25 protein-coding genes are annotated in these 20,371 nt (G+C 65.2%); 10 read left to right on the top strand and 15 right to left on the bottom strand.

The features are described from left to right. Positions 1 to 3 precede the first annotated feature (3 nt). Positions 4 to 1,224 (bottom strand): nitronate monooxygenase family protein, encoded by a 1,221-nt coding sequence (locus tag VEC01_RS10745; RefSeq protein ID WP_324900873.1) that lies wholly within the window; start codon positions 1,222 to 1,224, stop codon positions 4 to 6. 226 nt (positions 1,225 to 1,450) lie between these two features. Here VEC01_RS10745 and VEC01_RS10740 point away from each other — a divergent pair, with 226 nt between their 5' ends. Genes VEC01_RS10740 through VEC01_RS10730 form a run of 3 tightly spaced genes read left to right on the top strand, consistent with a single transcriptional unit; the run spans position 1,451 to position 3,440 of the window. After that, positions 1,451 to 1,897 (top strand): hemerythrin domain-containing protein, encoded by a 447-nt coding sequence (locus VEC01_RS10740; protein ID WP_324900810.1) that lies wholly within the window; start codon positions 1,451 to 1,453, stop codon positions 1,895 to 1,897. Continuing rightward, on the top strand, positions 1,894 to 2,124 hold the full coding sequence (locus tag VEC01_RS10735; RefSeq protein ID WP_324900809.1) for a DUF2249 domain-containing protein: 231 nt from the start codon (positions 1,894 to 1,896) through the stop codon (positions 2,122 to 2,124). The genes VEC01_RS10740 and VEC01_RS10735 overlap by 4 nt, the downstream gene beginning before the upstream one ends. 2 nt (positions 2,125 to 2,126) lie before the next feature. Next, positions 2,127 to 3,440 carry a permease gene (locus VEC01_RS10730; RefSeq protein ID WP_324900808.1) on the top strand — a complete coding sequence of 438 codons (1,314 nt, stop codon included), beginning with the start codon at positions 2,127 to 2,129 and terminating at the stop codon, positions 3,438 to 3,440. On the opposite strand, the gene VEC01_RS10725 is transcribed toward VEC01_RS10730, so the two are convergent. After that, positions 3,418 to 4,104, bottom strand: a complete 687-nt coding sequence (locus VEC01_RS10725; RefSeq protein ID WP_324900807.1) for a Crp/Fnr family transcriptional regulator — start codon at positions 4,102 to 4,104, stop codon at positions 3,418 to 3,420. The two genes, VEC01_RS10730 and VEC01_RS10725, sit on opposite strands and share 23 nt — an antisense overlap. 332 nt (positions 4,105 to 4,436) lie before the next feature. On the opposite strand from VEC01_RS10725, the gene VEC01_RS10720 reads away from it, so the two are divergent. Then, entirely contained in the window at positions 4,437 to 5,765 is a 1,329-nt protein-coding gene (locus VEC01_RS10720) for an NAD(P)/FAD-dependent oxidoreductase (RefSeq protein ID WP_324900806.1), read from the top strand. Between the two features lie 50 nt (positions 5,766 to 5,815). On the opposite strand, the gene VEC01_RS10715 is transcribed toward VEC01_RS10720, so the two are convergent. Beyond that, complete coding sequence (locus VEC01_RS10715) at positions 5,816 to 6,283, bottom strand: Spy/CpxP family protein refolding chaperone (protein WP_324900805.1); 468 nt, start codon at positions 6,281 to 6,283, stop codon at positions 5,816 to 5,818. 208 nt (positions 6,284 to 6,491) lie between these two features. Here VEC01_RS10715 and VEC01_RS10710 point away from each other — a divergent pair, with 208 nt between their 5' ends. The 3 genes from VEC01_RS10710 to VEC01_RS10700 all read left to right on the top strand — a co-directional run bounded on the left by VEC01_RS10710 (position 6,492) and on the right by VEC01_RS10700 (position 9,164). Continuing rightward, the gene (locus VEC01_RS10710) at positions 6,492 to 7,211 is read left to right on the top strand and encodes a response regulator (protein WP_324900804.1); all 720 of its coding nucleotides are present in this window, start codon (positions 6,492 to 6,494) and stop codon (positions 7,209 to 7,211) included. Then, a complete protein-coding gene (locus VEC01_RS10705) occupies positions 7,208 to 8,566 on the top strand; it encodes an ATP-binding protein (RefSeq protein ID WP_324900803.1) in 1,359 nt (452 codons plus the stop codon). Before VEC01_RS10710 ends, VEC01_RS10705 begins: the two co-directional genes overlap by 4 nt. Positions 8,567 to 8,735: 169 nt before the next feature. After that, a complete protein-coding gene (locus VEC01_RS10700; protein ID WP_324900802.1) occupies positions 8,736 to 9,164 on the top strand; it encodes a hypothetical protein in 429 nt (142 codons plus the stop codon). 135 nt (positions 9,165 to 9,299) lie between these two features. Here VEC01_RS10700 and VEC01_RS10695 read toward each other — a convergent pair whose 3' ends face one another. From VEC01_RS10695 to mltG, 7 genes are read right to left on the bottom strand one after another with little or no spacing between them, the layout of a single operon-like run. Continuing rightward, positions 9,300 to 9,989 carry an ankyrin repeat domain-containing protein gene (locus VEC01_RS10695; RefSeq protein WP_324900801.1) on the bottom strand — a complete coding sequence of 230 codons (690 nt, stop codon included), beginning with the start codon at positions 9,987 to 9,989 and terminating at the stop codon, positions 9,300 to 9,302. Beyond that, a complete protein-coding gene (locus VEC01_RS10690) occupies positions 9,986 to 10,771 on the bottom strand; it encodes a TatD family hydrolase (RefSeq protein ID WP_324900800.1) in 786 nt (261 codons plus the stop codon). Before VEC01_RS10690 ends, VEC01_RS10695 begins: the two co-directional genes overlap by 4 nt. Positions 10,772 to 10,815: 44 nt before the next feature. Beyond that, positions 10,816 to 11,313 (bottom strand): GNAT family N-acetyltransferase, encoded by a 498-nt coding sequence (locus tag VEC01_RS10685; RefSeq protein ID WP_324900799.1) that lies wholly within the window; start codon positions 11,311 to 11,313, stop codon positions 10,816 to 10,818. A gap of 19 nt (positions 11,314 to 11,332) precedes the next feature. After that, entirely contained in the window at positions 11,333 to 11,725 is a 393-nt protein-coding gene (locus VEC01_RS10680; protein ID WP_324900798.1) for a PilZ domain-containing protein, read from the bottom strand. 12 nt (positions 11,726 to 11,737) lie between these two features. Continuing rightward, positions 11,738 to 12,775 carry a DNA polymerase III subunit delta' gene (locus VEC01_RS10675; protein ID WP_324900797.1) on the bottom strand — a complete coding sequence of 346 codons (1,038 nt, stop codon included), beginning with the start codon at positions 12,773 to 12,775 and terminating at the stop codon, positions 11,738 to 11,740. Between the two features lie 17 nt (positions 12,776 to 12,792). Continuing rightward, positions 12,793 to 13,401 carry a dTMP kinase gene (gene tmk / locus VEC01_RS10670; protein ID WP_324900796.1) on the bottom strand — a complete coding sequence of 203 codons (609 nt, stop codon included), beginning with the start codon at positions 13,399 to 13,401 and terminating at the stop codon, positions 12,793 to 12,795. A gap of 29 nt (positions 13,402 to 13,430) precedes the next feature. After that, a complete protein-coding gene (gene mltG, locus VEC01_RS10665; RefSeq protein WP_324900872.1) occupies positions 13,431 to 14,411 on the bottom strand; it encodes an endolytic transglycosylase MltG in 981 nt (326 codons plus the stop codon). A gap of 131 nt (positions 14,412 to 14,542) precedes the next feature. On the opposite strand from mltG, the gene VEC01_RS10660 reads away from it, so the two are divergent. The 3 genes from VEC01_RS10660 to VEC01_RS10650 are packed head-to-tail and all read left to right on the top strand — an operon-like array spanning position 14,543 to position 16,586. Further along, positions 14,543 to 15,577 (top strand): folate-binding protein, encoded by a 1,035-nt coding sequence (locus tag VEC01_RS10660; RefSeq protein WP_324900795.1) that lies wholly within the window; start codon positions 14,543 to 14,545, stop codon positions 15,575 to 15,577. A 5-nt stretch (positions 15,578 to 15,582) separates the two neighbouring features. Further along, positions 15,583 to 15,870 (top strand): DUF4936 family protein, encoded by a 288-nt coding sequence (locus VEC01_RS10655; RefSeq protein ID WP_324900794.1) that lies wholly within the window; start codon positions 15,583 to 15,585, stop codon positions 15,868 to 15,870. Then, entirely contained in the window at positions 15,861 to 16,586 is a 726-nt protein-coding gene (locus tag VEC01_RS10650; RefSeq protein WP_324900793.1) for an NRDE family protein, read from the top strand. The genes VEC01_RS10655 and VEC01_RS10650 overlap by 10 nt, the downstream gene beginning before the upstream one ends. On the opposite strand, the gene VEC01_RS10645 is transcribed toward VEC01_RS10650, so the two are convergent. Genes VEC01_RS10645 through VEC01_RS10625 form a run of 5 tightly spaced genes read right to left on the bottom strand, consistent with a single transcriptional unit; the run spans position 16,579 to position 20,246 of the window. Then, positions 16,579 to 17,004 carry a GNAT family N-acetyltransferase gene (locus VEC01_RS10645; RefSeq protein WP_324900792.1) on the bottom strand — a complete coding sequence of 142 codons (426 nt, stop codon included), beginning with the start codon at positions 17,002 to 17,004 and terminating at the stop codon, positions 16,579 to 16,581. The two genes, VEC01_RS10650 and VEC01_RS10645, sit on opposite strands and share 8 nt — an antisense overlap. Beyond that, complete coding sequence (locus tag VEC01_RS10640; protein ID WP_324900791.1) at positions 17,001 to 17,438, bottom strand: thioesterase family protein; 438 nt, start codon at positions 17,436 to 17,438, stop codon at positions 17,001 to 17,003. The genes VEC01_RS10645 and VEC01_RS10640 overlap by 4 nt, the downstream gene beginning before the upstream one ends. A 46-nt stretch (positions 17,439 to 17,484) precedes the next feature. After that, entirely contained in the window at positions 17,485 to 18,381 is an 897-nt protein-coding gene (locus VEC01_RS10635) for an alpha/beta hydrolase (protein WP_324900790.1), read from the bottom strand. Between the two features lie 11 nt (positions 18,382 to 18,392). After that, positions 18,393 to 19,298 (bottom strand): SDR family oxidoreductase, encoded by a 906-nt coding sequence (locus tag VEC01_RS10630; RefSeq protein ID WP_324900789.1) that lies wholly within the window; start codon positions 19,296 to 19,298, stop codon positions 18,393 to 18,395. Positions 19,299 to 19,322: 24 nt separating this feature from the next. After that, positions 19,323 to 20,246: a glutathione S-transferase family protein gene (locus tag VEC01_RS10625; RefSeq protein WP_324900788.1), complete on the bottom strand. Its 924-nt coding sequence runs from the start codon at positions 20,244 to 20,246 to the stop codon at positions 19,323 to 19,325. Between the last annotated feature and the right edge of the window lie 125 nt (positions 20,247 to 20,371).

Genomic DNA, 20,371 nt, shown 5'->3' with positions numbered 1-20,371 from the left:
GCGTCAGGCCGGCGTCACCGCACAGGCAGCGGCCGGCAGCGCGGAGGTTTCGCCCGCCTTGGCGGGACGCTTTCCGGTCAGCAGGAACTCGACCAGCTCGCGCACCGAGCGGATTTCGCTGCCGAACGGCAGCTTTTCCGAACCGCGGAAGAACAGCCCGCGCTTGACGTCGCCAGCCAGCGCGAACGCAAGCTGGGTATCAATGCAGAACTGGCCCGCCTTGGCGATGCCGTCGCGCAGGCCGCATTGCTGCAGGCAGTCGAAGCCGACGGTGCACTGCTTGGGACCGGCCTTGCTCTGCAGCTTGGCTTCCTTGTCGAGGTAGTTCACCAGCCACGGGGTGCGCACGCCACGCGCGGGCAGGCCTGCGACGCTCATGAAGGTGACGATGTCTTCCGGCTTGGCTTCGACCAGCACCTTCTTGAAATTGATGTGCGCGTCGCCCTCTTCGGTCACTGCGAACGCGGTGCCGAGCTGGACGGCGGAGGCACCCATCGCGAACAGTTCGCGCACCTGCTCGTGCGTATGCACGCCGCCAGCGGCGATCAGCGGAATGCGCTCGCGCTCGATACCGAGTTCCTTGAACAGTTCGAGCGTGCCTTCAAGCACGGCCGGGAAGGCGAAATGCGGCGCGTCCACATCTTCCGGCTTGGCCGCGCCGAGGTGGCCGGCCGCATACTTCGGGTTTTCGATGACGATCGCATCCGGCAGGCGGTTCTTGCGCATCCATTTTTTCATGATCAGCGCAATGCCGCGCACGTCCGACAGGATCGGGACCAGCGCGACGTCCGGGTAATTCACGGTCAGCTCGGGCAGGTCGAGCGGCAGGCCGGCGCCGACGACGACCGCGTCGATGCCGCTCTCGCAGGCCTGCCTGACGTAGGAGGCGTATTGCTCGACGGCGCGCATGATGTTGACCGCGACCAGGCCGTTGCCGTCGGCGATCACCTTCGCCGCCTTGATTTCGCGGTCGAGCGCGATCAGGTTGACGCGGTCGATCAGCGCCTTGTTGCGCGACTTGCCGGTTTGCGCCATCAGGTCCGGATGGTGGCGGCGCAGGTCGACGCTGGAAATGGTGCCGATGCCGCCCAGCCGGGCGACGTTGCCGGCGAGCCGGTGCGCGGAAATTCCTACCCCCATTCCTCCCTGGACAATCGGAAGCAGGGAACGGCCCCTGACGTTAAATGTTTCAAAAGCAGTCTTAAGCACAGAGGTCCTTCCGATTTTCCAGTAAGCAACAAGCGAATGTAGCAAATGCGATACTTGATTTGTTTGATCTCAGTCAAGTAATCCGGACTTGACACAAATAGACCGCCCTTCGCCAGATCCGTGGCAATTCCGGCCACTTTAATCCACCGCGAGCCCAAAAATCCTTAACTTGAATCAAGGATCACGGGATGTAGCGGATGTGAGAATCCCGCTCACAATTGAATTGCTGAAAAGGACCCTGATGCAAACGATCGCCGGCTACCTCGGTAGCGACCACAAGCGCTGCGACGATATCTTCGCCGCGGCGGAAACCAGCGTCAGCAGCAACGACTGGGACGATGCTGCAAAGCAGCTTGCCGCTTTTGCCGAGGCCCTGGAACACCATCTGTCGATGGAGGAACAAGTGCTGTTCCCGGAGTTCGAAAGTGCAACCGGCATGGTCGACGGCCCGACCCGGGTAATGCGCATGGAACACCAGCAGTTGCGGTCTATACTGGAAGTGTTGAAGGACACGCTTGCCAAGCGCGATGCCGACGGCTTCTTCGGCTATGCTGAAACATTCAATACCATGATCCAGCAGCACAACATGAAGGAAGAAAGCATTCTTTATGTCATGACTGACAACGTTCTGGCCGGCAGGCGGGACGAAGTCATCGGCGCAATGCGCGAGGTTGGCGCTTCCGCATGAGCGATCCCGCCGATATCGTCGACATCGACGTGTGCGGCCTCGAGCCGCCCGAACCGATGGAACGCGTGCTCGACGCGTTGTCAACACTGCAACCCGGCCAGCGTCTGCGCGTGCTGATTCCGCGCGAACCCTTCCCGCTGTACCGGATTCTCGACAATAACGGCTACCTGCACGAGACCACCAGCCGCCAGGACTATCTTTACGAAGTGCTGATCTGGCAAAAATAGCAATGCAACGGCTTCTTTCCTTCGAACAGACGCCGCCGCTGTCGGTGCCGTTGCGCTTCTTCCTCACCGCGCCGGTGTTCGCGGCGCTCGCCGGCGCGCTGCTGCTGTGGTTCGGCCCGGAAGCGCTCCAGTCGCGCTGGTCGCCGGCAACGCTCGCGCTCACCCATCTGCTCACCCTCGGCTTCCTGACGATGTGCATGCTGGGCGCCCTGCTGCAGATCCTGCCGGTGGTCGCCGGCATCGAAGTCCCGGGCGGCAGCGTGACCGCGAGCGGCGTGCACACCCTGCTCGCGGCCGGCACGATCACGCTGGTCGTCGCCTTCCTGACCGCAAGCCCCCTGTTGTTCAAGCTTGCCCTGCCCTTGCTGCTGGGCGCGTTCGGCTGGCTGCTGACGGCGCTCACCGGCCGCGTCTGGCGGGCCAACGCCAACCCGATGCTGGCAGCAATCCGCCTGGCACTGGCGGCGCTCGGCGTCACCGCGGTGCTCGGCGCCATTCTGGTCAGCGCCTTTGCCTGGTCGCTGTCGCTGCCGCTGGCCGTCCTGACCGACATCCATGCATCCTGGGGCCTGCTCGGCTGGCTCGCGTTGCTCGTCGCGGGGGTCGCCTACCAGGTCGTGCCGATGTTCCAGGTCACGCCGGTCTATCCGCAATGGATGACGCGCTACTACGCATGGTCGGTCTTCGCCCTGCTCGCCGCCTGGTCCGCCGCGGCGGCCACGGCGGCCGGCTCATGGTGGTTCCTGCTGCTGTCCGCCGGACTGGCCGGCGCCTGCGCCGCACTCAGCCTGTCGACCTTCTACCTGCTGTGGAAGCGCAAGCGGCCCAAGCCGGATCCGACCACGATGTTCTGGCGCAGCGCGCTCGGCAGCCTGCTGGCCGCTGCGCTGCTGTGGACTGCGGGCGCGGTGCTGCCCGGGCTTGCCGAAGCGCCGGCCTACCCGCTCGCGCTGGGCGTGCTGGTCATCGCCGGCTTCGGCGGATCGGTGGTCAACGGCATGCTGTACAAGATCGTTCCGTTCCTGGTCTGGTACCACCTGCAGCACAATGCGGAACTGGGATGCGCGAAGGCGCCGAATGTGAAACAGATCCTGCGCGACACCGATGCGCAGAGGCAGTTCTGGCTGCACCTGGCCGCGTTGCTGCTGCTGCTGGCCGCCACGATGCTTCCACAATGGCTGGCGCGCATCGCCGCCGTCGCCTATATGCTGTCCGCTGCGATGCTGTGGCACAACCTGTTGAAGGCGGCGCGCGTGTTCCGTGAAAAATCGGCCGCCGGCGCGGCTGCCGCGGCTACCGCCCCTCGTAAGACCTGAGCTTTTCGATGTCGAGGATGGTGATGCTGCGCCCCTCGATACTGATCATCTGCTTGCCGGCGAGGTCGTGCAGGATGCGCGAAAAATGCTCCGGTGTAAGGTTCAGGCGCGACGCCAGCACGTTCTTCGATACCTCCAGCGTGATCTTGTCGCCGTCGGCCGGCTGGTCTTCGGACTTCAGCAGGTAGCCGATCACCCGTTGCGTGCCGGAACTGAGGGAATACGCCTCGACGTCGCAGATCAGGCCGTGCAGGCGACGGCTCAGGCCGGCCAGCATCTTCCGCGCGAAGCGCGGGTCCTGCTCCAGTTCATCGAACACCGCCTGCTTCGGTACATGCAGCAGCAGCGAATCGGCGAGCGCCTGCGCGCCCACGATATACGGCTTTTCCATGAACATCAGCGCCTCGCCGAAGCTGTGGCCGGGACCGATGATTTCCACCACCTTTTCGTTGCCGTCGGGTGAAGTGAAAGCCAGTTTCACCTGGCCGTAGATCACGATATGAAAGCCTGCGCAGGGATCGCCGCGCCGGAAAATGATCTCGCCGCGCGCCACATGGGTCTCTATCACGGCGCTGGCGATCTTTTCCAGTTCGTCCGGGGCGAGTTCGTTGAATAGCGGCAGCTTGTTCAGGAATTCCTTGACCGAGATCTTCGGGTGAGCCATCGATGCAGGCCTCCTTCAATGCACGGCCGGAAGCGGCAGTGCGCCGCCGCTGCCGCCGTTCACCTGAGGCCGGGCCGCGCGGTTCGCCGCCGCGTTACTGTTTGCGGAAACGGCCACCGCTATCCTTTTCTTCATTGCTTTCCTTCGCCCTCGAATCGCGCTCGAATGTAGCAAACGAGTATGGCCGGATGTTTGATCTGAATCAAGCAGCACCGGATGGATGACGGCGCACAACGCGGTCATACAAGAAGGGAAACGCGCTCGATATCATTCTTTTAACTTTTGGGGCATGGCTGCAATACTCGGCATCCCCGGCAGCAACGGAGGCAGGCTTGAACCAGCAGACAGCAGGTGACACCCACCGCTTCGTGATCGTCGGCGGCGGCGCCGGCGGCCTCGAACTCGCGGTGCAGCTCGGCAGGAAACTCGGGAAACGGAGCAAGGCGCAGCTCACCCTGGTCGACGCGGCCCGCACCCATGTGTGGAAGCCGCTGCTGCACCAGGTGGCGGCCGGCACCCTGGACAGCCATGCCGACGAACTCGAGTACCTCGCGCTGGCGCGCGACAACCATTTCGCCTTCCGGCTCGGGCGCATGGATGGGCTGAACCGTGCCGCGAAGGAAATCTACCTGGCGCCGACCTACGACGAAGACGGCGTGGAAGTGCTGCCGCGGCGCACGGTGCAATACGATACCCTGGTGCTCGCCATCGGCAGCCAGACCAATGATTTCGGCACACCCGGCGTGCACGAGCACACGATCATGCTCGATTCGCCCGGCGCGGCAGCGCGCTTCCATGAGCGGCTGATCAACTCCTGCCTGCGCGCGCAGGCGAAATCCAAGGCACCCGGTGAAGGCCGCTTCACCGTCACCATCATCGGCGGCGGCGCCACCGGGGTCGAACTGTCGGCCGAGCTGCACCAGACGGCGAAAGCCCTGTCGAGCTACGGCCTGGCCAACTTCGATCCGGAAAAGGATGTGAAGATCGTGATCATCGACGCCGCGCCGCGCGTGCTCAGCGCGCTGCCGGAAAGGCTGTCGACGGCGGTGACGCACGAGCTGCGCGCGCTCGACATCGAGATCCACACCAATGAAAAGGTGGTCGAAGTGACGAAGGATGGCGTGCGCATGGGCAGCGGGAAGTTCATCCCGAGCGGGATCGTGGTCTGGTGCGCCGGCATCAAGGTGCCGGACTTCCTGAAGGAGATCGACGGCCTCGAGTCGAACCGCATCAACCAGCTGGTGGTGCACCGTACGCTGCAGACCACGCGCGATCCGTCCGTCTTCGCCATGGGCGATTGCGCCGCCTGCCCGCAGGGGGAAGGCAAGCCGCCGGTGCCGCCGCGCGCGCAGGCGGCGCACCAGCAGGCAGCGCTGCTCGCCAAATCCCTGCCGCGCATGCTCGCCGGCAAGCCCTTGCTGGAATACACCTACCGCGACCGCGGCTCGCTGGTATCGCTCGGCAACTACAGCACGGTCGGCAGCCTGATGGGCGCGGTCGCGCGCGGCTCGGTATTCATCGAAGGCCACATCGCGAAGTGGATGTACTGGTGGCTGCACAAGAATCACCAGGTCACGGTGATCGGCTGGTTCCAGACCTGGCTCACCACCTGGGCCGAGACCATCGACTGGGCACGCAATCCGCGAATCAAGCTGCACTGATACGGCAAAAAAGGCGGGGGACGCCGTCCCCGCGCCAACCCTTGAATCCGTCAGTGCCGGCGGCCGTGATGCATGCCGCCGCGGCCGAAGCGGAATTCCTCATCGAAGATCTTCTGCTGCTCGGGCGTGAGCACCGCGTAAAACTCTTTCGTCGCCGCGATCCGGTCGGCCAGGTGTTTCTCGCCCTGCTGCATGAAGCCGAGCATCCTCTCCATGCGCTCCGGCGCCGGCAGCTTCTCGATCTCGGCACGGTCCGGGCGCGGGATCGACGCCGGCGGCGCCATCTTCGCGGTAAAAGCCTTCCAGGCGGCTTCCTGGTTCGCGTTGAGCTTGAGCTTGCCGTGCAGCTCGGTCTGGCGCTTCTCGATGCGGGCTTTCATCCGCTCCGGCGCGCCGCCGCCGAAGCCGGCCGGCCCGGCTCCCATCGGCCCGCAATCGGCGGCCAGCGCGCCGAACGACGCGGCACCGATGCCGGCTGCGATCAGACCAGCCAGAAAGCGTTTGCGTAGTGTCTTCATCTTTTCTTTCCTTGCACAGGTTGAACAGGTTGCTACGCTTCGCATCATCGGGTTGCAATGTGTCCCGCCGTTGTCAGGCGATCGCATTGTTGTAGCGAAAAGTAACGCCGGCCGCGGTGCCTGTAACGGGCTGTATCATCCGGAGCCGCCGACACAGCCCGATACAATTCGCTAACTTTCGCGCCCGCGAACTTGCCATAATGCGTGCATGGAACATCCCGCCCATATCCTGATCGTCGACGACGACCTCGACATCCGCACGCTGCTGGCCGAGTACCTGGAAAAGAACGGCTACAAGACATCCACCGCCGGCGACGGCAAGGCGATGTGGAAGGCGCTCGACGAATCCCGCGTCGACCTGATCGTGCTCGACCTGAACCTGCCCGGCGACGACGGCCTGACGCTGTGCCGCAACCTGCGCGCACGCTCCAGCATCCCGGTCGTCATGCTCACCGCCCGCGGCGACCCGGTGGACCGCATCCTCGGGCTGGAAATGGGCGCGGACGACTACCTGCCCAAGCCCTTCGAGCCGCGCGAACTCTATGCGCGCATCCGCAGCGTGCTGCGCCGCACCCAGTCTGCGCAGCCGGCCGCGCGCGCCAACGAGCCGCAGCAGGTGCGCTTTGCCGGCTGGACCATGGATGTCACCGCCCGCCATCTGGTCAATCCGCAAGGCGTGGTGGTCGCGCTGTCCGGCGCGGAATTCCGCCTGCTGAAAATCTTCCTCGACCATGCCAACCGCGTGCTCAGCCGCGACCAGCTGCTCAACATGACGCAGGGCCGCGATGCCGATCCCTTCGACCGCTCGATCGACCTGCAGATCAGCCGCCTGCGCCAGAAGCTCAACGAAGACGCGCGCTCGCCGCAGATCATCAAGACCGTGCGCAACGAGGGCTATGTGCTGGCCACGGCGGTGACGCGCGAATGAGGGCCGTGTTCCAGTCCATGACCGGCCGCGTGATCCTGCTGATCGTGGCCGGCGTTGTCGCCAGCGCGGCGCTCGCGCTCTACCTCGCGTCCCAGGAACGGCAGCGGATGATCATGCAGTTCCGCGAGTTCCATGCGGTGGAGCGGCTGGAGCAGTTCGTGCTGTCGCTGGAAAATGCCGTGCCCTCGCTGAGCGAACCCTTGGTGTCCGCGGGCCGCGCCGGCATGCGCGCGCAGACCGCCGGCGCGGACGACCTCCCTGCACTGCCGCGCTCAACTCTGGCCGAACGGCTGGAGCAGCGCCTGCCGGACGGCTACCGGGTCGCTTCGGCGGCTCCTCGGCCCGGCGACTGCGAGTTTGGCCACATGCAGCGGCGCCGGCCCCACGCCGAGGCGCGCCAGCGTTGCGAGGTGCTGCTGGTGACGCTGCGGGACGGCGCGCGGCTGCGCGTCGACGTGCAGCCGCCGCGTCCGTTCGGACCGCGCGCCGAGTTCGCGCCGCGCACCGATTTTGTCGCCTATGCACTGTTGTTCCTCGCCAGCATCGGCATCCTGGCGGCGGCCGTCGCGCGCATGACGATGCGACCGCTCAAGGAACTGGCGAAGGCCGCCACCGAGCTCGGCAACGATATCGAACGGCCGCCGCTGCCCGAACGCGGCGCGACCGAACTGCGCCAGGCCGCCGCCGCCTTCAATGCGATGCAGGCGCGCATCCGTAACCATATCCGCCAGCGCTCGCACATCCTCGCCGCCATCACGCACGATCTGCAGACGCCGCTGACCCGCCTGCGCCTGCGGCTGGAAAAGGTGGAGGATGCGGAATTGCGGGACAAGCTGATCGGCGACCTGTCGGCGATGCAGGGCATGGTCAGGGAAGGCCTGGACCTGGCGCGCAGCATGGACGCGGCCGGACCAAAGCAGCGGCTCGACCTCGACTCCCTGGTCGACAGCGTCTGCGCGGATGCGGCTGACGCCGGCCAGGAAGTGATGTCGGAAGGCCGCACGCATGCGGCGCTGATGGCGCATCCGACGGCGCTGCGGCGCTGCCTGACCAACCTGATCGACAATGCCTGCAAGTACGGCAGCTATGCAAGGATCAGTGTCGGCCGCGAAGGCGCACAGGCGATGATCCATGTGCGGGACGGCGGCCCCGGTATCCCGGAGAGCGAGATGAAGAACGTGTTCGAGCCCTTCTTCCGGCTCGAAGGCTCACGCTCCCGTGATACCGGCGGCACCGGCCTGGGGCTGACCATCGCCCGCAATATCGTCGAGCAGCATGGCGGTTCGATTTCCCTGCGCAACCTTCCCGCCGGCGGGCTCGAAGTGACGCTGGCCCTGCCCTGCGCATCGGCCTGACGTGGGCTTATTCGCGCAATGCAGTGGAAAGAAACGATTGAAATTAACAATCGCCTAATAGTTGCACAAAATGTAATTTACTGTTACTTTGCCAACTTGCAAAAAGGACATTATCAGGCAGCAGGAGAATCGCCCGTCGCACGACGGGCCGCAGACCTGGGGAGGCAGGATGGATGCGATTCCTTTCGTGAGAGTCTCTGTGGAAGAAGCGAGCAAGTCGCTTCAGGCCGACATCATCAAGAACGGGCAGCCGCCCGCGCAACGGAAGAACTGGCTGAAGGAGCGCGCGGACTTCGGGCACAGGCGGGAAGAACTGGGTGGCGAAACCTTCAAATGGCTGGCAACGCTGCCCGCCGATGTCCGTCCGGACAACCTGGCGGCGCAGTATCCGCGCATCGCCAACCGGATCGCGCAACTGTGGAAGCGCCCGCTCTACTGCGAGCGTTACCTGGACGACCTGGTGATGGACCTGCGCGGCGACCGCCGGGGCTTCCCGCGCCTGGTTGCGACGGAAATCGCGGCATTGAAGGTTTATTTCCTGCGCACCGCAAATGTCGCGCACTACGGCGTCTGGGGCAATCGCATCGGCGTCGATTGAGCCTCGCCGGCCCTAGGCTGTGTTTGACAAGGGTAGCGACGGGCCGGATTGGCGTCGAGCAGCGCACGCGTACGCGAGGTACGCAGAGCAACGCAGGCATCAATCCGGTTCGAGCAGTGGCTTGTCAAATACAGCCTAGAGCTTGCCGGCTTTTTTCAGGCGCTGGGTCAAGCCCTCGGCGATATCCTCATGTTCGAACTTCCGCGCGAAGTCGATCGCGGTCATGCCGAGGTCGTTCTTCAGCGTCGCGTCCGCGCCTTCATCGAGTAGCAGCTTGACGGTCAGGATATGTCCGCCGCGCGCGGCCATCATGATCGGCGTGGTGCGGTTGGGCGATTCGGCATCGATGTAGGCCGACTTTTCGAGCAACAGCTGCACGATGTCGTTATGGCCGCTTGCGGCCGCATAGTGCAGCGGCGTCCAGTCCGGCCGGTTGACCTCCACCCCCTTCGCCAGCAGCGCCTCCACCGCCGGCCGGTTGCCCATGAAGCAGGCGATCATCAGCGCATTGTCGCCGTTGTATGCCTTTGCTTCCAGGTCGACATCCTGCGCATTCAACAGCACCTCGAACACGCCCATGGAGTTTTCCCGCAGCGCCAGGATCAGGCCGGTATCGCCGCGCGCCGCCTCGATCGTGTTCGGATCGAATCCGCGCGCCAGCAGGTTCTTCACGGTGTCCGGGTCGTCGATCTTGACCGCCTTGAAGTAGTCGTCGTAGGCGCCGGCGACGGCCAGTGCCGATGCGAGCGGCAGCGCGGCGGCAAGGGGCAGCGCGCGCAGCAGGCGGCGGCGGGCGGAAGAAAACCAGGCGCCGTGCCGCTTCATGCGCGCCTCGCGCTGTGGAACAGGTTGAAGAAATTATCCGTGGTGCAGCGCGCGACGTCCTCCAGCGGCACTTCCTTCAGCGTCGCCAGGAATTCGGCCACATGGCTGACGAAACCCGGCTCGTTCATCTTGCCGCGGTGCGGCACCGGGGCGAGATAGGGCGCGTCGGTCTCGATCAGCATGCGTTCGAGCGGCACCGCGCGCGCCACGGCTTGCAGCTCCTTCGCATTCTTGAAGGTCACGATGCCGGAAAACGAAATATAAAAACCCATCTCCATCGCCGCCTGCGCCACCTGCAGCGATTCGGTGAAGCAGTGCATCACCCCGCCGGGGCCGCCGGCGACGGTGCCGGCACCCTCTTCGCGCATGATGCGGATCGTGTCTTCGGCGGCGGCCCGGGTATGGATGATCAGCGGCTTGCCGGTCGCGCGGGCGGCGCGGATATGCGTGCGGAAGCGCTCGCGCTGCCATTCCAGGTCGCCTTCAAGGCGGTAGTAGTCGAGGCCGGTCTCGCCGATGGCGACGATCCTGGGATGGTCGGCCAGGCGCACCAGGTCGTCCACGCCGACTTCCGGCGTTTCCTCGTAATCCGGATGCACGCCGACCGAGGCGTACAGATTCGGGTATTTCTCGGCCAGTTCCAGCACCTGCGGGAAGTCGGGCATGTCGACCGATACGCAGAGTGCGTGCGTGACGCGGTTCTCGTCCATCCTGCGGAAGATTTCGGGCAGGCGGGCCGATAACTCGGGGAAATTGATATGGCAGTGGGAATCGACGTACATGGCCGGTATTTTACGCCTGCGGGCGCATCCTCTCTCGCGGTGGATCAGGCGACGCGCTTGCCGAGGATGACCAGGTCGCGCTCGACGCCATCGAGCGTGGCCACGCGCGGCATGTCCGCCCAGCGTTCGAAACCGAAGGCCTCGAACAGTTTCAGGCTCGGGGTATTATGGCCGAAGATGAAACCGAGCAAGGTATGCACCTTGATCTCGGGTGCGAAGGCGATCGCTTCCTTCAGGAAAAAGCGTCCCAGCCCTTTTCCGCGGGCGTCTTCGCGCAGGTAGATCGACAGTTCCGCCGTGCCGGAATACGCCGGCCGGCCGTAGAAATTCGAATAGGACAGCCAGCCGATCACTTCCCCGTCCTGCTCGGCGACCCACAGCGGCCGCTTTTGCGGCGTGTGCTCCGCGAACCACGCGTGGCGCGACTCCACCGACACCGGTTCGGTATCGGCTGTCACCTGCCGCGACGGCACCGTGCTGTTATAGATGGAAACAATGGCGGGCAGGTCCTCGAAACGGGCAAGGCGATAGGAATACGGCATGAAAAAATCGGGTTTGTTCTTATAAGGTGTGCGTCGCGCGCGACGAGCGCAATGCCGCGCCCAGCAGTTCCTCGATGCGGTGCTTGACGCGCTGGCCGCTCTCGTCCGGCGAAAAATGCACGCCGATCCCCTGCGCCTTGTTGTTGTTGGCGCCGGCCGGCGTGATCCACGCGATCTTGCCGGCGATCGGGTACTTGGTCGGGTCGTCCATCAGCGTCAGGATCAGGTAGATCTCGTCGCCCACCTTGTAGGGTTTGTTGGTCGGGACAAAGATGCCGCCGTTCTTCAGGAACGGCATGTAGGCGGCATACAGCGCCGCCTTCTCCTTGATCGGCAGCGACAGCACCGACGGCCGCGCGACGGCAGCGCCACCGGCGCCCGGTGAAGTCGTGGTGACGGGGTTGTCGGCCATGTCTTTCCTTACCTATCGCGGAAAAAGCGATGCATATTCGAGCAGCATGTCTTCGATGAAGAGCTTGGCGGCGAGCGGGTGCTCGGCCACCGCGCGGCGGTCCTTGACGGCCTTCAGCGCCTGCAGCAGGCCGGGAATCTCGGCCGCCTGCGCCAGCGCCGCCAGCTCTTTCCGGTACCGCGGATAATACCGGATTCTGCCGGAAAGTTTGAGCGAAAACACGTCGTACAGCCAGCGCTGCAGCCACGCCACGAGGTCGGCGACCGGCGCCTTCTGCAGCTTGTCGGCCGCCTTCAGCGCCGCTTCCACCCCGGGGCGCGCCAGCACGCGCAGCAATTCATCCAGCGCTTCCCGGCCGTCGCCCTGCGCCGAGTGCAGCGCCGCCAGCGGCGCGCCGCCCTGCTCCGCCAGCCAGGCATCGGCATCGTCGACGCCCTGCGCCTTGAGCCAGGCCAGCGCCTCTTCCTGTAACGGCATCGCCAGCGCAAACTTGCGGCAGCGCGACAGGATGGTCGGCAACAGGCGGTCGAGGTTGTTCGACACCAGCAGGAACAGCGTCGCCGGCGGCGGCTCCTCGAGCGTTTTCAGCAGCGCGTTGGCGGCGGCGGTGTTGAGCGTCTCGGCCGGGTACAGGAGCACCACCCGCATGCCCTGCCGGTGGGTGGACACGTTCATGAAATCGGCGAGCGCCCGGATCTGGTCGATCTTGATTTCCTTGGACGGCGTCTTGGATGCCTTGCCGGCTTTCTTCTCGCCGGCATCGGCATCCTCGCCCTCGGCCGCGCCGTCCTCTTCCAGCACCTCCGGCCGCACCCGGCGGTAATCCGGATGGCTGTACTGCATGAACCAGCCGCAAGCCTCGCACTGACCGCAGGCGTGGCCGTCGGCGGCGGGCGACTGGCACAGCACCGACTGTGCGAGGTGCTCGGCGAAGGCGCTCTTGCCGGTGCCTTGCGGCCCGTGGAACAGGATCGCGTGCGGCATCCGCCCGCGCAGCTGCTGCAGCTGCTGCCATGCGCCGTATTGCCAAGGATAGAGTGATGCTGACATCCTGTTTCTTTTAAGAATCAAATACCTGAGAGAATATTCTCAAGTTCTGCATGAATTTCCGGGATCGGCCGGGTGGAATCGATCACGCGGAAGCGCTGCGGAAAAGCCGCTGCGCGGCGCAGGTACTCCCGGCGCGTCGCGGCGAAGAAATCGGCCTTTTCCTGCTCGAACTTGTCGAGTTCGCGGGTCGCGTCGAGGCGCTGCCGCGCGACTTCCAGCGGCACGTCGAACAGCAGCGTCAGGTCCGGCTGCAGGCGCGGATGCACCCAGCGCTCCAGCACCTCCAGCTTGTCGAGCGCCAGGTTCCTGCCGCCGCCCTGGTAGGCGAAGCTGGCATCGGTGAAGCGGTCGGAAATCACCCAGTCGCCGCGCGCCAGCGCCGGCTCGATCAGCAGTGCGAGGTGTTCGCGGCGTGCCGCGAACATCAGCAGCGCTTCGGTTTCAAGGTGCATTTTTTCCTGCAGCAGCAGCTCGCGCAGCTTTTCCCCGAGCGGCGTGCCGCCCGGCTCCCGGGTGACCACCACCTGCCGCCCGCGCGCGCGCAGGAAGTCCGCGGCAAAGGCGAGGTGGGTCGACTTGCCGGCGCCGTCGATGCCCTCGAATGTGATGAATTTACCAACCGTCATGTTCTTTTTCTGCGTGTGACCAGACGGCATTATCGCTGGTATTTGTTCACCGCGCGGTTGTGGTCGTCCAGGTTGTTGGAAAATTCGCTGGTGCCGTTGCCGCGCGAGACGAAGTACAGCACGTCGGCATTCGCCGGATTGAGCGCCGCGGCCAGCGACTCCGCGCCCGGCAGCGCGATCGGGGTCGGCGGCAGGCCGGCGCGGGTATAGGTGTTGTACGGGGTATCGGTCTCCAGGTCTTTCTTGCGGATGTTGCCCTGGAACTTGTCGCCCATGCCGTAGATGACGGTCGGATCGGTCTGCAGCAGCATGCCGCGCCTGAGCCGGTTGACGAAGACGGCGGCGATCAAGTTGCGCTCCGACTTCTGCCCGGTTTCCTTTTCGATGATCGAGGCCATGATCAGCGCCTCGTAAGCCGACTTGTACGGCATGCCGGCGGCGCGCCGGGCCCAGGCCTCGTTCAGCCGCTTCTGCAGCAGCGCATGCGCCTGCCGGTAGATCTGCAGGTCGCTCGCGCCCTTGGCGAACAGGTAGGTGTCGGGGAAGAACAGCCCTTCCGGATGCTTGTACTGCGTGGTGATCCTGGCCAGCAGTTCCTGGTCGGACAAGCCGGCGGTATCGTGCTTGAGCGCCGGATGCTTGTCGATCGCGTCGCGCATCTGGCGGAAGGTCCAGCCTTCGATCACCGCCAGCGCTTCCTGCGCGAATTCGCCGCGCACCAGCTGGTCCATCAGCGCCAGCGGCGAAGTGCCCGGCTTGAGTTCATAATTGCCGGCTTTCAGCCGCGTCGCCTTGCCGGTCAGGCGCGCCAGCACGTGGAACAGCGTCGGGTTGAGCGGAACGCCGGCGGCGGCGATCTGCTCGGCGCTGCTCTTGACGCTGCTGCCGGGTTTGACTTCGAACGGAATGGGCGGCGTGCCCTGCGGCGTGATCGGATCGTAGGACCAGAAGGCGAACACCGCCGTGCCCGCGATCGCGAAAATGATGATTGCTGCAAGTAATTTTTTAATCAAGACCAGACCCTTTGAAACGTTCGGCGGCGCAGCAAACCTGCTTCGCACGCCAATTTGCAGACGTCACTATAATCGAGCCATCACGACAATGGCATTTTGAAAGCATCCCACGAGATATGACTGAAGCTATGAACACATGGTTGCAAACGCTGCGCCAGCACAATGCGCAGATCGACGATAACGGCGTGGTGAGCGGCTTTGAAGGCAGCCGCCCCGGCGAACTGCCGCGCGGTTTCGTGGCGCCGCTCACCGACGCCGGGCTGGTCGTCGCCACCGGAGACGACGCGCCGGCCTTCCTGCACAATCAGCTGACCAACGATGTCGAGCGCCTCGGGCCGGAGGAAGCCCGGCTGGCCGGCTACTGCTCGCCCAAGGGGCGGCTGCTTGCGACCCTGCTGATGTGGAAGACCGCGGCCGGGATCCACCTGCAGCTGCCGCGCCAGATCCAGCCGGCGGTGCAGAAGCGCCTGCAAATGTATGTGCTGCGCGCGAAGGTCAAGCTGGCCGACGCGAGCGACGCGGTGGTGCTGCTCGGGGCCGGCGGCGAGCCGGCGGCGGGACTGCTGAAAACCTGGTTCCCGCAGCTGCCGGCGGCGCCGCTGGCCAAGACCGACAGCGAACACGGCACGCTGATCCGCCTGTCCGACGCGTTCGGCCAGCCGCGCTACCAGTGGGCGGTCCCGGCCGCTGCCGCCGCTGCGTGCTGGACGGAACTGGTGAAGACGCTCACGCCGGTCGGCACGCCGCTCTGGCGACTGACCGACATCCATGCGGGCGTACCGCTGGTCACGCAGGCGACGCAGGAGCAGTTCGTGCCGCAGATGATCAATTTCGAGCTGATCGGCGGCGTCAATTTCAAGAAAGGCTGCTATCCGGGCCAGGAAGTGGTCGCGCGCAGCCAGTACCTCGGCAAGCTCAAGCGCCGGATGCTGCTGGCGTCGGTCGATGCGCTCGAGGTCAAACCCGGCACCGAACTGTTCTGGAGCGGCGACCCGGACCAGCCATACGGCATGGTGGTCAATGCCGAGCGCAATTTCGGCAGCGGCAGCGACATCCTTGCCGAGTTGAAACTCGCAGCGACCGAAGAAGGCACGATCCATCTCGGCTCCGCGAGCGGCCCGGCGCTCTCCTTCCTCACCCTTCCCTACGCGCTGCCGGCCTGACCACGATGGACTTGTACATCTACTACAAGGTGCGGCGCGAACACGCCGCGGGCCTGGTCCCGCGCGTCCTGGCGCTGCAGCGACGCCTCGGCGAGGAATATGGTATCGTCACCGGACTCAAGCGCAGGCCGGAGGAAAAGGACGGGCGGCAGACCTGGATGGAGATCTACCAGGCGGTCCCCGACGGCTTCGACGCCGCGCTGGAACAGGCGCTCGCGCGGGAAGGCCTGCAGCCGCTGATCGACGGCCGGCGCAACACCGAACACTTTGTGGATGTCTCTTCATGTGCCTGATCGTATTCGCGTGGCAGGTGGTACCGGGTATACCGCTGCTCGCCGCGGGCAACCGCGACGAATTCTACGAGCGCCCCACCGCCCCCGCCGCCTGGTGGAGCGACCATCCGCACGTCTTTGCCGGACGTGACCTGAGGAGCGGCGGCAGCTGGATGGGCGTCACCCGGGAAGGCCGTTTCGCCGCGGTGACCAACATCCGCGCGCCCTCCGAGAAACGCAGCGACGCGCCGTCGCGCGGCGCGCTGGTCGCGGATTACCTCTCCGGCATCGCGTCGCCGCTGCAATACGTCGAGGATCTGGCGCCGCGCGCCGGACAGTACAACGGCTTCAACCTGCTCGTCGGCAACCGGGAACAGCTGGTCTGGTATTCGAATGGCGCGCCGGATGACGAACGCAACGGCAAGCCGCTTGCCCCCGGCGTCTACGGCCTGTCGAACGGTTCGCTCGACAACCCGTGGCCCAAAGTGGTGAAGACCAAGGCGCAGTTCGCCAGCCTGCTGTGCCAGGGCGCGCCGGAAGACGCCTATTTCGAAATGCTCACCGATACCGCGCGGGCGCCGGATTGCCGCCTGCCGCGCACCGGCGTCAACCTGGAATGGGAACGCGTGCTGTCGGCGGTCTGCATCGAATCGCCGGAATACGGCACCCGCTCCTCCACCTTCGTGCGCCTGTGCGACAGCAACCCGCCGGTGCTGCGGGAACGGGTGCTCAGGTAAGGACGCGCCGCATGTGGATGTGCGGGATGCCGGCTTCCATGAAGACCTCGCCATCCCGCTCGAAACCGTAGCGCCGGTAGAACGCCTCGGCCTGCGTCTGCGCATTGAGCATCACCGCGCGGTCGCCGCGCCTGGCGGCCGCTCCGACCAGGGCGTCGAGCAGCGCGGCGCCGATGCCGCTGCCGCGCGCGGCGGGCAGCACCGCCATGCGGCCTATGTGGCCGTCGGGCAGCAGGCGCCCGGTGCCGATCGCGCGGCCTGTCTCATCCCAGGCCACCGCATGCACGCATACCGCATCCATCTCGTCCCACTCCATGTCGAGCGGAACCTTCTGCTCCAGCACGAACACCTCGTAGCGCACCGGCTTCGCATGCGCGGACTGGCCGTTCCAGTCGCCCAGCGTGATGCGCGCGTTCACAGCGCCACCGGCTTCAGCTTCTCGAGGCGGGTGATCGCCTCGCGCCAGTCGTCCGGCCAGGGCACGCCCTTGCGCACGCTGGTGTCCGCATACACATACACCAGCTCGCCCGAAATCAGATGCTCGTCGCCGCGATAGATCTCCGGCACGAAACGCACCGAGGTCCGGCCGAATCCGGCGCAGCGCACGCCGATGTCGAGCACATCGTCGAAGCGCGCCGGCGCGAGGTATTCGATGCTTGCCTTGCGCGCGAACATCTCGCGCCCGTCCTGCGCCTGCTGGATCACGCCCGGCAGCCCGGTCGCGCGCCAGTATTCGGTGAAGGCGACGTCGAAATAGGTCAGGTAATGCCCGTTGAACACGATGCCCTGCATGTCGACTTCCGCCCAGCGCACCCTGAGGGAATGGAAAAAGGAAAAGTCTTCGCGTGCCATATGAAATCAGTGAATTGACAGTCGTGCAGCTTGTGCCATTATGCCGCTATTCCGCAAGAAATCCGCGGATCAGCCCGTTCACCCGCTGCGGCTGCTCATGGATCACCCAGTGGCTGCCTTCCGGGATGCGCGCGACCTTCAGGTCGTCCACCACGTCGTCCAGGCCGTCGAGCAGGCTCTTCGGCAGCGCCAGGTCCTGCTCGCCCCAGATCACGCGCGTCGGCACGGTCACGCGGAAGTCCGCCGGCTGCAGCTGCAGCTTGCGCGGCCCGGGATTGGCTTCGGTCGGAGGATGCAGCGGTGACGCGCGGTAATAGTTCACGCCGCCGCTCAGGCCGCGCGCCCAGCAGGCGTGATAGCGTGCCCGGACCGGCCCGGTGAACCAGGGAGTGGGCGACTTGCCCATCCCGTTCAGCAAACCTTCCAGCAACGCGAAATCGTCCTTCGCCAGCGCGCTTTCCGATCCGTCCGCGCGCAGCCAGTTCATGTACTGGCTGGCCGCCTGCTGTTCCGCATCCTCGGTCAGCGCGCGCGCGAACAGATACGGGTGCGGCGAGTTGACGATGATGAGCTTGTGCAGCAGCTGCGGCAGCGCGATCGCGAAATTCCAGGCAATCGCACCGCCCCAGTCGTGCGCGACCATCACGAACTTCTCGTAGCCGAGCTGTGCCGCCAGGAGGCGCAGGTCGTCGACGATGTGCTTTGCCTTGTACGCGCCGAGCTCGAGCGGCATGTCCGACAGGTTGAAGCCGCGCAGGTCTGGCGCGACCGCGAAATAGTCGTTGCCGAACTCCTTCAGCTGCGCCTCCCACTCGTACCAGAACTCGGGAAAGCCGTGCACGAACAGGATCAGTGGCTTGCCGCGCCGGCCGGCGCTGGCGTAGTGCAGCCGCATGCCGTTGGACAGTTCCGCGAACTGGTTTTCCTGGATTTCCGCCGTCATGGTAGCGCCGCCTATTTGACGTTCATCTTCGCCTGCAGCATCTCGCGCACCTGGGGCGCGGCCGCAAACGGGTCGGTCGGGTTGCGCTGCTGCAGGATGTCTTCCATGCGCGTCTGCACATTGCCCAGCGCATGCGGGTGCGAATAGATGTAGAACCTGCCCTCCCTGATCGCATCGAAGGTGCGCTGCGCGACCTGCGCGGCCGTCACCTTGCCCGACGACACCGCCTTCTCCGATACCGCCTGCGCCGCGACCTGGCTGGGAGTCGGCGCGCTGTCGTCCTTGACGTCGTCCGGCCGGTTGCGGTGCGACTGGCTGATCCCGGTCGGCACGAAATACGGGCACAGCACCGATGCGCCCACCGGCGCATTGACCAGCTGCAGGTCGTGGTACAGCGTCTCCGACAGCGACACCACCGCATGCTTGGACACGTTGTAGATGCCCATGTTGGGTGCGTTCAGCAGGCCGGCCATGGAAGCGGTATTGACGATGTGGCCCTCGTAGCCGGGCTCCTTCTTCGCGCATTCCAGCATCAGCGGCGTGAAGGTGCGCACGCCGTGGATCACGCCCCACAGGTTCACGCCGAGCACCCATTCCCAGTCGGCGATCGAGTTTTCCCAGACCAGCCCGCCGGAGCCGACGCCGGCATTGTTGAACACCAGGTGCACCGCCCCGAATCTGTCCATCGTCGCGTCGGCGAGCGCCTTCACCTGCTCCGCCTTGCGCACGTCGCAGCGCATCGCCAGCACCTGCGCACCCTGCGCCTCCAGTTCCGACTGCGCCTTGTCGAGCGCTTCCTGCTGCACGTCGGCCAGCACCAGCTTCATGCCGAGGCCGGCGCCGATGCTGGCGAACTCCCGGCCGAAGCCGCTGGCGCCGCCGGTGATCACCGCGACCTTGTCCTTGAAGTTTTTCATGTCTCTTGCTCCTCGTTGATTGGATCAGGATTTTTTCATCTGGAATCCGACGCGCGGGAAATGCACGACCACCGTGCCTGCCTGCGGGTCGCTGCGGCGCACCGCCCATTCTGTGGCGGTGGACAGCACCAGCTCGCCTTGCACCGGATCGAGTGCGTAATCGGTCGGCATGATCGACACCTGTTCGCCGATCGCGATGCCATGGGTATCGACGACCGGCGCATCGGCCGAAGCCGGTTCGGCATTGCGGGCAATGTCGAGCGCGTCGCTGTCACGCAGCTTTTCCGGCTGGCCGTGCCCGAACGCGGCCATGCGCGCGCTCCATTCCTTGAGCCGCGGCGCGTCGTCAAGAATGCCGGCCAGCGGCTGCGCCAGCTGCACGAACCACAGGCAGTGATACACCGAAAAATCGGCGATCGACGCTTGCGCGCCGAGCAGGAAAGGCTTGCCTCCTGTCAGCATGTTTTCCAGCCGGTGCAGATAGGCCTTCAGGTTCCCGGTCGCCTCGGCCACTGTCATGCGCGGCGCCTTGCGCATGGCGGCGCGGTCGGCGCCGAAGGCCTGCATCTGTTCCGGCGTCAGCGGTCCGAGCAGGCAGGGAATCGCCACCGGCTGGAACACATAGCCGATCACCGTCCAGAACAGCGTGTCGTCCGCCCATTGCGCGAGGATGCGCGCCTGGCCTTCCACCTCGGCCGGATACAGGGCCGGTTCCGGCACAATGCGCTCCAGCACGTCGGCGATCAGCGCGGTGTCGCAGTAAATATCGGCGCCGATCTGCAGCACCGGGGTGCGCCGGTAGCCGCCGGTCAGCGCCGTCAGGTTCGGCTTGGGCATCACCGGCGGGATGAATACCGATTTCCACGCCAGTCGCTTGTAGCCGAAGACCAGCCGGATCTTTTCGGAAAACGGGGAATTCTGGTAGTGATGGAAGATCAGGTCTGCCAACGGGGACTCCGCTGAAATAAGTTGTGGATCGTAGGGTGGGTTGAGCGCAGCGAAACCCACCGGGTGCTTCTGCTACGTTTGACGGTGAGTTTCGCTGCACTCCACCTCGGCGGCCCCACCCACCC

Source organism: Noviherbaspirillum sp. (genome assembly GCF_035627455.1).
GTDB lineage: Bacteria > Pseudomonadota > Gammaproteobacteria > Burkholderiales > Burkholderiaceae_D > Noviherbaspirillum.
This window is presented reverse-complemented; position numbering and strand designations above follow the sequence as displayed.